4 protein-coding genes are annotated in these 13,665 nt (G+C 51.6%); 2 read left to right on the top strand and 2 right to left on the bottom strand.

The genetic code is table 11. The annotated features are described in order from the left end of the window. Positions 1-73: 73 nt before the first annotated feature. On the bottom strand, positions 74-2,686 hold the full coding sequence (locus AC0YN0_RS29365) for a winged helix-turn-helix domain-containing protein (protein ID WP_475824479.1): 2,613 nt from the start codon (positions 2,684-2,686) through the stop codon (positions 74-76). A gap of 163 nt (positions 2,687-2,849) precedes the next feature. On the opposite strand from AC0YN0_RS29365, the gene AC0YN0_RS29360 reads away from it, so the two are divergent. Continuing rightward, on the top strand, positions 2,850-6,194 hold the full coding sequence (locus AC0YN0_RS29360) for an S-layer homology domain-containing protein (protein WP_475824478.1): 3,345 nt from the start codon (positions 2,850-2,852) through the stop codon (positions 6,192-6,194). A 296-nt stretch (positions 6,195-6,490) separates the two neighbouring features. On the opposite strand, the gene AC0YN0_RS29355 is transcribed toward AC0YN0_RS29360, so the two are convergent. Continuing rightward, a complete protein-coding gene (locus AC0YN0_RS29355; protein ID WP_475824477.1) occupies positions 6,491-7,456 on the bottom strand; it encodes an acetylxylan esterase in 966 nt (321 codons plus the stop codon). Positions 7,457-7,617: 161 nt separating this feature from the next. Here AC0YN0_RS29355 and AC0YN0_RS29350 point away from each other — a divergent pair, with 161 nt between their 5' ends. After that, entirely contained in the window at positions 7,618-13,593 is a 5,976-nt protein-coding gene (locus AC0YN0_RS29350; protein WP_475824476.1) for an S-layer homology domain-containing protein, read from the top strand. Positions 13,594-13,665: the final 72 nt, after the last annotated feature.

Here is a 13,665-nt window from a genome sequence, read left to right as displayed (position 1 = left end):
TCCAGTTACTTCCATAAACGAGTCAAGAGGCGCATTGGTTGCGCCTCTTGAAGAGGGTTAAGGAAATAATTTCTTATTCTTCGTCTAGCAATTGGAGGTCTTGTATGGCGAGCAGAGCTTGTGTTCTTGAGGATACGCCAAGCTTGCCGTAAATACGGGAGAGATACACCTTAACCGTTCCCTCGGAAAGAGAGAGAGCGGCGGCAATCTGCTTATTGGAGGCCCCTTTTCGAAGCAGCAGCAGAAGCTGAAGCTCGCCGCGGCTTAGCGGCTCGGGCAGAGCGGAGGCAGCATCGTGCTCTTGGGACTTCGCTGGGAAAGCCGCAAGCAATGCGGTCATATACTCGTCCGATACACCGGTTATGAGCGCAGGCTCCAGCCTATTTGCCGCCCGCTGCTTCGCGTAGGCGCGGATCAAGGAGGCGAGCTTGTCGCCTTCATCGAGATAGCTGCGCATATAACCGAACGGTGCTGTCATAACAAGTGCCGCATGGAGCGATTGGAGCGCTTTGGCCCGTTGCCCGCGCTGCTCTTCGATGCACGCCGTCAGTATGGATATTTCTACAAGGCTGACCAAACAAGCCTCTCGTTCTGCCTGCGGTCTCAGCAAGCGAAGCAATCGCAGCGCGTCTAGCTCCTTGCGCTGGGCAGCAAGCACACGGACGTAGGTCGTATATTTGTAAAAGCTGCTGAATAGCGGGCGATCCTTAGGTGCGACACCTAGCCCCGGCAATTCCTTCTTCGCAGATCCAAGCTTGCCTTCACTCAAATACAGGCGGATTTTGCAAGCGATTAAGGTATGGCGCCAGTGCATATCGAAGCCCGCCCAACTGCCGGATAACTGCAACGCTTCGTCGATCGTGTGGTGAGCAAGCTCTGAGTCTTCCTCAGCCATATGGATATACGACTGAGTAATTCGATTAGGGATGAACAGGCCGAGCGTTCTCTTGGCGCGGGCTGCGCGGTCGATGGCGGGGATCAGCGCTGTTGCACCATTAAGTCGATTCCATTCGTAATAGCCTTCGCATAACGACTGCATGACATAGAGGTTAATGAGCGATTCATTCCAGTTATGGGCCGCAAGCAGGCCGGTGAACAAATGCGCGACACTTTCCGTATCGGTGGTTAGGACGCCATTCATGCCGAAGGAGGTACGTCTGACGAGCGGCTCCGATAAATTGTAATTGAAATTGTAGTAGATGGAATCCTGCGGCAGAACCGTCAGCGAATCTGTCTGGGCAAAGGAAAGCCATTGCTCGAACAGTCCGCTCGTGAAGAGCAGATTAGACTTTACGAACAGCAATCCGCTATGCAGCTGGCCGCGGCGTTCTCCAGCTTCAATCTTAGCGAATTGGCTCTCAATGCGGCCCATCATCGCTTCTGCGCGTGGAGCTTGTCCGGTCACGATCAGAATGAAAGCATTTAGCAAATCCATCTCGGGCGTACGCCGCTCGGATTCGGCGGGAAAGCTGTCGAACCATCTAGCCAGCGTAGCGAACTCGCCTTTCTGCAGCATAATCGGCGCTTGCTTCTCCAGCAGTTGTTCCGTCAGCAGGAAATCGCCTGAAGCTACTGCATAATCGATTGCTTCCTCCATGAAACCTCGCGCAGCGAAGCTTATGCTTGCATTACGGTTATGGGCGTACCAATTGTCCATATGAAGCTTCTTCGATTGGTTCTGAAGAAATTCGGCGAACAAGTGGTGATAGCGGAACCAAACGTTATTCTCATCGAGCGGAACGAGAAACAGGTTGCGGGCTTTCAGCTCTTCGAGCATCTTGCTGCCGCCGAACGCTCCAGCTAAAGCGTCGCATAGCTCGGCATCCATTCGAGTCAGCATCGATGTCCGGTATAGAAACTGAACAACGGGTTCGGGAAGACGCGCAAGCACCTCTTGGAACAAATAATTGCCAATCATACGATGCTCGCCAGAGAAGCTGTCGATAATCGATTCAATAACAGAAGCACCTTCAAGCGAGATCGATATGAGCTGCAAGGCGGTGATCCAACCTTCCGTTCGCTGATGCAGCGACTCCACATGCAGTCGTGTCAGCGCTACAGCAGTGCTCGTTGCATAATAGGATTCGGCCTCATCCAGCGAAAATTGCAGTTGACGGGCGTCAACCTCGGTATGCTCGCCGCGCGACGTCCACTTGGCCACCCGGAACGGCAGCTCGCTGCGGCTGGCGAGAAGCACATGGACATGCTTTGGCAGCCGGTCGATGAAGTAGACGACGCTCGTATGTATATCCTCAAGGTGAATGAACTGGTAGTCATCCCAAACGAGCGCAAGCGGCTCAAGGGCAAGGAACAGCTCATTGATAAGCACATCGATAAACATCGTTATAGACAGATTCGGCAGATGAAGCAGCAGCTGTGTTAGCCGTTCCGCTTGGTCGGCATCTGCCGCTTCGATTAATGACTGAGTCACATATCGCCAAAAACGTATCGTATCGTTGTCGTATTCATCCAGCGCGACCCAAGCTACGGAATAATCGCATTGGCTAATCCATTGGCTGAGCAGCGTCGTCTTGCCGTATCCGGCAGGGGCGCATACCGCCGTTAGCCGACCTTGCATGCTGCGGTTCATGCCGGCAACCAATCGTTCACGCGAAATGAGCCCGCTTTTGACGGCGGGCGGCGTAGTTTTCGTTTTTAACAGGATGTATCCAGCTGTTGGAATCATAGCTCCTCCGCATCATTCGACAGACTTCTGATTTCTTTCTATTATATAAGACTTTTTATTTGAAAATCGATAGATGATTAACTTTTGTTAATCGTTTTTCGACTTTTTTCGAGGTATCCTTATACCCACCTAATAGAGTTGTAACGAAAGGGAAGTGATTATCGTGAAATCATACTTACGACACACATTGGTTCAACGATTTGGGAAGCTTATGCTTGCCGCTGCTGTGGTCGGCTCGACCGTGCTTGCAGGGACGTCTGGAACGGCAAACGCCGCCGGGGGGAACGATGATTACGTATTTGAGCGGAGGGCGCCGGAGTCCAATATCTACTTTAATGGGGCAAATGACGTTGCCGTGAACGAAGAAGGTACGGTATTCGTTGCCGATTCCGGCAACGAGCTGATTCGTGTGTTTGATCCAACGGGGCAGGAGCTTGCAGAGTGGGATTGGGCTGGGGATGGGAATCCCGAGTTAGTTACGATAAGCGCTGACGGGTATTTGTATGTGGTGTATGACAACCATAGGGTACACAAGGTATCCGTTGACGAGGAATACAATTTCACTGTAGTCAATGAATGGGATGGGGCGGAACAGTTCGACAGCATAAGCGGGATTGCCGTGCATGATGAAAGCGGCGACGTTCTGCTGACGGATTCTTCATTGAACCGTATTTGGGTACTCCTTGATGTAGAGGTGGACGATCCTAATCGGATTCAATTCACAAGCAGTTATTTTGGCTCGGATGGACCGCAAAACTTTGAATCGCCGAAGGATATCGTCTTTGGCAATGATGGACAATTATACATAGCAGAGAGCACCAGCCGTATTCTCGTCATCGATATGGACGGTATGTTAGTCGACGAGTGGGAGAACGGGCAGGCGGGCAGTACGGTCGAGATCGATTCTATTAAAAACATAGCGTTCGGCGGAGAAGGTCATCTGTATGTGACCGACGAGGATGGGGACCAGCTTATTCGTTTCGGTGAGGATTGGGAAAGCATTGCGATCGGTTCGGAAGGAATAGCGAGCGGTCAATTTGACAGCCCAAGAGGGGTTGCCGTATCGAGCGATGGACTTGTATATGTCGTCGACGGCTATAATGACCGTATTCAACAATTCAGTGCTGAGCTTGAGTCCCTTAGCAGCTGGGGAAGCTTCGGCGACGAGCTTGGCAAGTTCTATTATCCAGATCATGTCGCTATCGACAAGGACGGCTTTGTTTATGTAGCCGACACTGGCAATCAGCGGGTTCAGAAGTTTGATTCCGATCTGAACTTCGTTCAAGCCCAGGGCGGGGGGAACAATTTCTATCCTACGGGAGTTGCCGTGGATTCCGATAGCAACGTATATATATCGGACACTTACAATCTTTATAAATACGCCGCCGCGAGCGGTGATCTGCTTCCTTTCTATACGTATCTTAACGATCCAAGAGATATTGAGATAGACAGCAATAACCATGTGTATGTTGCGGATAATGTGGGACATAGAGTCATCGTGCTGGATCCAAGCGGGAATGAGCTTCGAGAGTACGAAGGGGTTCCCGTAGATTCCTATTATTTCAATCCAAATGCGATTGCCGTAGATAATGAAAGAGAGCTCGTGTATGCATCAACCTCCAATGTTATTCAGATCTTTACGTTGGACGGGGAACAGGTGTCGGAGAATTGGCTAGCTGGTCGATACCCAATAAACTATATTGATGATATTGACGCAGACGAAGCGGGAAATGTGTATGTGGCTCAGTCAAGCAGCGGATCTATTCTCAAATTCAGTCCCGAAGGGTTGTTGGTGGATGAAATTTGGGGAACGGACGAAGGACCATTTCATGGTTTGGGCAAAGTTGGCGTAGACGGCAACGGTGACGTCTACGCAACCGACTTCTATGGCAGCACGCTGAATAAGTTTGCTTTTACGGCTAACCGTCTTGCTGGATTAACTTCATCCAAAGGGACATGGAATACGCCGTTCGAATCAGGTACGCAGGTGTATTCGATTACGCTTGGGGCGAGCGACAGCAAGTTCACGTTAACGCCGGAGGCTTATGCTGAGGATGCTCAGATTTCCGTTAACGGAGTCGTTGTCGATAGCGGGGAGACCTCGGCTGCCATCTCCATCGCGGCTGGCGCATCAAAAAAGATCTTGGTTGAGGTAACGTCCGAAGATGGTGTGAAGCGGGAATATACGTTGTCCGTAAGCCGTTCAGGATCAGGCGGCAATAATAGCGGACCTGAAGAGGCAGTAACGGAACCGGAAGCAGCGCCTCCGATTAACGTTGTAGTTGACGGTCAGGAGGATGAAGCGGCGCAAGGTCTCTTGAAGGATGCTATAGTTACAGCTGGCGAAGGCGGAGTTAACGTTGACATTAGCGAGGCGGGCGTGGAGCAGCTGCTAGGCAGCGAGGGCGCTCCGGATTCCATCGTAGTGCGTTTCGATGCGAACAGCAATTGGATCGACCTTGGTCTTCCGAAGTCGCTGATCCAGCTGGCATTAATGAATCCCAATGCCGTTATCGAGCTGCGGACGGGCTTCGGCACGCTGAAGCTGAAGCTTGCCGATCTATTGCGAGAATTGGACGGAGATGTTGCTTCGATACGGATTCGCTTGTCCAAGGAAACCCTTGTTCCGTTAAGCAACGGTGGAGCCGTACAGCCTACCGGAGCTTCGACTGTGCGGCTTGGACTTACGGCTGTATCGAAGTCAGGCCAAAGTAAGCCGGTCGTATTCAAGCGTGGTTATGTGCAATTTTTGTTGCCTGTATCGAATGTTTCCGGCAATCCTATCGGCCGCGAATATATGGGCGTAGCGCTTGACTCGAGTGGTGCGGTATCGTATCCGTTGCCTACGTTGTTCGGCGTCAATCAGACTGCAGTTCTCCATTTGAAGGGCGATGCTTTGTTTACTGTGATTCGTCATACGAATACATTCTCGGACGGAACGGCAGCTCCATATGCAGCGAATGCGATCGGAGTGCTTAGCAACAAATTTATCGTAAACGGTATGACGGACGAGCTGTTCCAGCCATTGGGAGAGCTTAACCGCGCGCAGTTCGCGACTTTGATCTTAAGGGCGCTGGGCATTCAGGAAGTTTCCTCTGCATCCGGCCCGTCGCCAAGCTTTACGGATGTAGCGGCAGAGCAGTGGTATGGCGGAGCGATTGCAACGGCAAGCGAGCTCGGCATCATAAGCGGATTTACTGACGGTTCGTTCAGGCCAAACCAAAAGGTGAACCGTCAGGAGCTCTTAACCATTGTCTATAATGCGCTTAAGCTTACAGGTGCGGCAGTTGAGCTGTCGGATGAGGAAACGACGCAGCTGTTGGCCTCATTCACAGACAAGGACAATATTGCACCGTGGGCGAAGAAGGCAATAGCCTATGCGGTGAAGCACGGTATCGTTCAAGGACAGCCAAACGGCAGCTTTGCTCCGACGGCAGCGGCTAACCGCGCGCAAGGCACGGTCGTGATATACAATATGCTGCAAGCAGCAGGTTTGTTGGATAAATAACAAAAGAGGCAGGCAAGGACTCTAGCAGTAGATGTCCTTGCCTGCCTTTGTTTTGCTTGGGTGTGCCTATCGATTTTAGTCAAATAGGTGTTGAACGAAATAACTGGAATTTCTCCTTTTTATTGCGGACCTTCCTGTCAACATTTATCAAATAGATGGAATTTCTCCCGTTAATAAATCTGTTTCTCAGTCGAACGGATGATATTGGTGAAATTAACATGAGGAAATCCCGTTATTCTATACTCCCTGCGGTATTTTCCAATAAATAACTGGAGGAATTCCCTTTATTTCAATCGCTATTCAAACCACTCCGAATAATGCTCCCGAACGAACGCCAGCTTTTTCTCCAAATGACCTGAACCGCCGCCCTCGTGACCGTTGAAAGGATAGAGGACGATCTCTTTCTCGCTAGTGATTCGGTTATAAGTGGCAAAGTACATTTGCGCAGGGCATATTTCGTCCTTCAGCGCTGCCGAGGCGAAGACGCGGCATTTAATCCGGTCCGCCATATTCATCGTGTCAAAATAGCTCAGGTTATCGAATACGAGATCGGTTTGCTCCGGGTGTCTCTTCAAATAATCGGTAACGCTCGCGAACGCGCCGTGATTGCCCTCGACGCGGCTTACGATATTGCTGTTGCTTGGCACGTCGACGAGCGCCAGAACGGGTCTGTCGTCCAGCGCGCATACTGCCATGCCGAGCGCGCCGCCTTGGCTGCCGCCTTCGATGACGATCATGGCTGGATCCACTTCCGGTTGCTCGCAAGCAAAGTCGATCGCCTTCAAGCAGTCCATGTAGGCGTGACGGAAATAATATTCGTCTTTGTTATGTACGCCTTTGCAGATCACGTTCGTCATGTGTCCGCTCGTATAGACGGCGCTGTCGCCCGTGCTGCCGCCTTGGTCTCGGACATCAATTGATAGAACGGCGAAGCCCATCGTTATCCAGTGCATAAAGTTTGATGGCGTGCCGCGGCTGCCGGTGAAGCCATGATAATGAATGATGCATGGGTAGTTGTCTTTACCTAAGAATGTAGGCACGATAAACCAACCGTTAATCCTCGTCTCGTCCATTCCGCAATAGGAAATATCGTACACGCTGACAAGCGGGCTCGGGTAATCGATTTGCTGTTTTGCGGATTGAAGCGGTACCGATTTTGCCTGACGGAGGGTGTCCGACCAAAACTGGTCGAAATCTTCTTTTTTCGTTAAAGCCGGAGAATAGTCGTACAATTGCCTCGATACCTCGGAAACATACCCCATACTCTATAATCCTCCTAATCACTTTCTAGTCGTTATTATAAATCCATTTACAAACTTTTCATAGAACGTTAACGCCTCTCATACATAAGGTCTGTAAAATGCACTACTGAGCCTACGTGCGAACTAACCTAGAAAATAGAATGGAAGAGGTGCTTTACGTTTTGAACAAGTTGAGAAAAAGAATGGCCATGCTGCTGCTGGGCAGCATGACGCTTGGTTTGATCCCTGCTCCGGCAGGTGCGGTATCCGTACCGTACGATTCAATACCGAAGCTGTTGATTACAGAGGTGGTGCCGGATAGCGAAAATATATCTCCTACCATTGCAACCGATGCCTATGAATTCATTGAAGTTTATAACAATACCGATGAGAACATAGATTTTGACGGTAATTACTCCATCGTTTATCGCAATGGCGGAACAGATACACCTTGGAATGCTACGGATGCCGATGGCGATATCGTCATTCCTGCACGTCAATCGGTGGCGTTCTGGATTATGAATGCCGCGAACACCTCGTTTACTGAGGCCGATTTTAACACTAACTATGGGACAAGCTTAGTTGAAGGCGTATCCTTGTTCCGCTTGAATGGCGGCGGAGGGCTCCACAATTCCTCACCTCGCGACATTTTAATCAAGGACGCAGGTGACGCAATCATCTCGATGGCATCCTACGAGAATGATGCACAGACGGTGAAGAACAAAGGCATTCTGTACAAATATCCGATCGACGGATCGGTTCAGATGCGAATGATGACGAATCCGGGGTCGAAGGCCGCTACTCCTGGTCTCGCCGAAGCGGGGCAAGTGCCTGACGAGCCTTCGGGGGCAGAAACCTCGTTCGAATCGACGCTATCCATCTCTCATACACCTGCTGAAGAGACAGGGCTAACCGACTACACGATCTCTGCCGAGCTTTCCGATTATATCGGAACCGTAACGGCATCGGTGTACTATAAGACTGACGAGCAATCCGAGTACACGCAGCTAGGCGGAGAAACTATAGTTAGAGCTAGCGGTACGGACTACAGTTTGACGGCGATGATTCCGCACGAAGCGTTCGCAGACAATAGCGTACTCTCTTACTATATTGAAGCGCAGGACGAATCTGGCGATCCGTCTGTTGTCTCCGATACGTACGATGTGAACGTCTCGCCGGAAGGGGAGGAGCCAGCTATTGAGCCGGAGGAGCTCTCCTTGCTCATTACGGAGCTTGTTCCCGATTCAACGAATGTAGGAGCATCGGATGGTTATGAGTTTATTGAGCTTTATAATCCTTCATCCGAAGCGGTTAGTTTGAATGATTACGAACTCTACTACCGCAATGGCGGCACGGATACGCGTTGGCCGCTGCATACGGCGGATGAAGTGACCATTCCTGCACGCGATGCGATCATCTTATGGGTTATAAATGCGGATAACGGCGCAGCAACCGCAGATATGTTCAGTGCGAATTATGGAGGAGCGGCGCTCGCGGAGGGCGTGGATTTGTTCCGTTTGGCTCAAACGGGAGGCATGGCAAATGGCGGCCCGAGGACGCTCGTTGTTAAGAGCAAGAGCGGCAAAGAAATCGTGTCCGCCGCGTATGAGAACGACGCTCAGACCGTACCTGACAAAGGGATTTTCTATAGCGTCCCAATTAGCGGGACAAGCATGCTGATCATGGCCGGCGCGGGCACGGCTGCAGCGACGCCGGGCCGCGTCGCTGCGGAGCAATTGGTTCCGCCGGGCGGCAATATGCCGCCGGTCATTACGCATACGCCTTCGGCAGGCGTTCAACTAGGCAGCGATGCCGCGATTACGGTTGCGATCGCCAATGCGGAGAGCGACCAAGGAAAGACCGACGACCCGGTAACGGCTGCGCTCTATTATAAGTCGGAATCGCAGCAATATTATACGGCTGCCGCAATGACGACGACTGGCGGCGGCGTATACAAGGCATCTATTCCAAGGGCGGCTCAAGTCGAATCCAAGCTCGAGTATTACGTGCAAGCCAAGGATAGCGTCCACACGGTTGAATCGGAGCATTACGAGCTGCCGGTTACCGGCTTCCCTGTATTTAATGCGAACAAAGTACCTCCGCTTCTTATAACGGAGCTGCTGCCGAACAGTGTGAACGTAGGCAGCGCGGACGGCTACGAGTTTATCGAGATTTACAACAATACGACGGAAGATATTAACTTCCAAGATTATAAGCTCTACTACCGGTACACCGACTCCGGCCCTTCGGCGGACGTCATCTGGCCGACAGATCGCGAAGACATTACAATTCCGGCAGAAAGCTCCGTCGTGTTCTGGGTTATTAACAGCGCCAATACGGCTAAGACGGCAGCGGATTTCAACGCGCAGTTCGGCGTAAACCTTGTGGAAGGCGAGTCGCTCTTCAAAGTGAATTCCGACGGGATGGCGAATGGCTCCAGACGTGGCGTTGTCATTGGGACGAATACGCATAAGGAGGTATCGGCGGTCTATTATGACGGGGCGCTTCCTGGCGAAACGACGGACAGCAAAGGCATCTATTACGCTTACCCGAGGAACGGCTCGGTCGAATCGTTCAAATATAGCGTAGGTACGAAGGCGGCTACGCCAGGTTCACTAGAAGAGCTGCAGAAGCCTGCCGAGCCGATCCAATTGGGTGCGGATACGAGTGAGCCGATCATCCAAGATGTGACGGGGTTAACGGAAATCGCAGAGTCCGAGTCGCTTAAGCTAGTCGCCGACGTGCAAGACGACCGCGAAGTTCGGACAGTGACGGTGTATGTGAAAACAAACGCCGATGCGGGTTATACGAAGCATTACTTGTATGAGGATTACGATGATAAAATGTTTCATTTCACCGTGGCTTCGCCGGAAATGGTAGGCAAAGCCTACGTCGAATATTACTTCGCGGCTTCCGATGGTACCCATACGGAGCAATCTGCTCCTGTACGCGTCAGCATTACGGGCGGATCCGATCGTTCGGAGCTGCGTTTGAATGCTAAGGACGGCAAGCTCGTTTCCGGTATATTCGAGCTGAAAGCGACTTCCGAGAGCGAGGATGCGGACGCACTGACGCTTACCGTGGACGAGGCCGTTCAAGGCAATACGTACCGTGCGCTTGAGCATGACGCGTACTTTGCCTTCGAAGCGGCCGAGGTCAATTATTATTTCAAAAACGCGGTTACGATGGGTGAGGAAATCCTGTATACGTTCATGGATCCAATCAACACCTATACGACGCTTAATTATCTAATCGCCAGCGACAGGCTGAAGCTTGGCGACAATAAGATCGCTATCCGCGCAGGAACGAAGACTGGACCATTCGATAACCGTCCGGAGGAGAACAAGGACGACTTCAAGGTGCGCAATGTGCGGCTGGTTCTGTCGGACGGCACAGTCATCTATGATTCGTTGTATGCCGATAAGTCCAAGGACATCAAGATGGGCGACAGCGCGGGCAAATTCCCGGCGATCGAGTTCAACTTGACGCTTGAAGAAGACATGCTTCGCTCCAAAGCGCTCGCTTGGGATACGACAAAGCTAACCGACGGTAAGCATACGGTAGCGGTGTCCGCCGGCGGGGCAAGCAGCGTATCTGCAGAAGTAACGGTCGACAACACGGCTCCTACGATTACGCCTTCGCTGCAAGACGGAGAGACGTACCGCGGTCAACTGACTATCGATGCTGTTGTGAGCGATGCTCTGGCTGGCGTCAAGTCGGTAACGGCTGCTCTTGACGGAGAAGCGATCGAGCTGCCGTACGCGACATCTTCCGGCAAGCTGACGAGCGGAGAGCATACGCTAACCGTCAAAGCGACTGATCAAGCAGGCAACACCAGCGAGCGTACGATTACGTTCAACGTGCCGAATGAAAATCCGGATAAGCCGGAGCTTATCGCGCCGCTGAACGGTTCCAGCCTGACGGCGAATCGCGTTAACCTGACGGTAAAGGCAACCGATCCGATGGGCGATATGCTTAAGCTGACGTTCTATAAAGGCTTTAACTTTGATGCACGGAGCAAGCAGGGCTTCACGGCCTATTCGGGCGCTTCCGATACAGAGCCGCCGAAGCAGCTTCAGCCAGGCGGGGAGCAGCTGTTCACAACGGAAGATTATGCAAAGATTGCGAAAGCCGATGGCGAGTATCTCGTCAACGATTCCGTTAACCAGTTCCCGTATCATCGCTTCGACATGAAGCTGGATTCGTCGGTGAAGGCGAGCGATCGCGTCGATATCGAGTGGAGCGGCAAGTCGCTGGAGGGGCGCAAAGTCAGCCTTTATGCATGGGATCAGAAGGCAGGCAAATGGGCGCTGCTGGATTATAAAGTAGCCGGTGAAGAAGACTTTACGCTTAGCGCGCAAGTGAAGGCCGGCGATTACAACGCTGGCGGCGTCATTCACGCGATGGTGCAGGATGAGCTGCCGGTCACGCAGGACGAATATGATTTCTCGTTCGTATGGATGTCGGATACGCAATATTATTCCGAGAGCTATCCGGAAATTTATGAGGGCAACGTTAATTGGATCGTCGACAGCCAAGACGAGATGAACATTAAATATGTCATTCATACGGGCGACATTGTTGACGATGCCGATCAGGCTTATCAATGGACGGAAGCGAACAAAAGCATGAAAGTGCTTGAGGATGCGAATATGCCTTACGGCGTTCTTGCCGGTAACCATGACGTGTCGCATCAAACCGGGGATTACAGCTACTATTGGAAGCATTACGGGGAAGACCGCTTCAAGGATGAACCGCACTACGGCGGTTCGTATCAAAATAACCGCGGCCATTACGACCTGATCTCCGCTGGCGGCGTCGATTTCATCATCGTGTATATGGGATGGAATATCGGCGACGACGAGATTCAATGGGTCAACGATGCTGTCGCGGCGTATCCGGATCGGAAGGCGATCCTGGCCTTCCATGAATACATGCTCGTATCGAACAATCGCGCACCGATTGCGGATAAAATCTATGAGCGCGTCGTCGTACCGAATCCGAACGTCATCGCTACGCTCTCCGGCCATTACCATGACGCCGAGACGCTAGTGGACGAGATCGACGATAACGGGGACGGAACGCCGGACCGCAAAGTGTATCAAATGTTGGCCGACTACCAAGGCGCGGAGATGGGCGGACTCGGATATATCCGCTTGATGCAGTTCGATCTGAAGAACAACCAAATCCATATGAAGACGTATTCGCCTTACTTGGACGACTATAACTACTACGATCCGACTGAGTATCCAGGCAAGGATGAGTTCGATATGGACGTTGATCTCAGAGAGATGAACAAACGGGTAGCGACGGACTATTTTGGCGTCAAAGTGTATACGGATCAGAAGATCGGCACGGTTCAAAATGCAGCAAGCGGCTCGGAAGCAACCGTTACTTGGAGCGGCTTGAAAGAGAATCGCTACTATGAATGGTATGTAGCTGCCGAAGACGCGAACAGCGGTTATACGCTTTCGGATATTTGGGGCTTCGCCGTAGGCGATCTCCCGAATAGCGGCAATGGCAACGGCAATGGGGAGACGGAAATACCGACAGAACCCGAAGAGCCGACAGAGCCGGAAATTCCGGTAGATCCGACGGATCCTACTGAACCGTCGCAGCCGCAATCACCATTCACGGATACGAAAAATCATTGGGCTAGTGAAGCAATCGATAAACTGTCCGGACAAAAGATTTTAAGCGGTTATCCGGATGGCAGCTTCAAGCCGGATGCGCGCATGACCCGTGCCGAATATGCGGCAGTCATGTTCCGTTTACTTGGTTTGGCAGCACCAACAAGCCCATCATTATCGTTCACCGATACGGTTGCCAATGCTTGGTACGGCGCATATGTTCAAGCTTTGACAGAAGCGGGTATCGTGAAAGGATTCGAGGATGGCAGCTTCAGGCCAAGACAGAAAATGACGAGAGAGGAAGCATTCGTCATTCTATATCGCGCAGTGAAGGATCGTCTTCCTGCACCATCAACGGGTGGTACGAAGATCGCCGATCTGGAAGGCGTCTCGCCTTGGGCAAGAGAAGCGTTGACTGCTCTTGTTGAAGCAGGTATTATCAAAGGCTATGAAGACGGTACACTACGACCTAAGAATGCGATCACAAGAGCGGAAATCGCGACGATAATCGCGTATTTCGCGAAATAAATAGGATGGATGGCGAATGAGGGGCTACCTCGTTCGCCATCTTTTTTTGGGCCGACTGTCGAGAATTAGCGA

The organism is Paenibacillus sp. J22P218 (genome assembly GCF_056269195.1).
The sequence above is the reverse complement of the archived record's forward strand: the minus strand, read 5'-3'. Positions and strand labels throughout refer to the sequence as shown.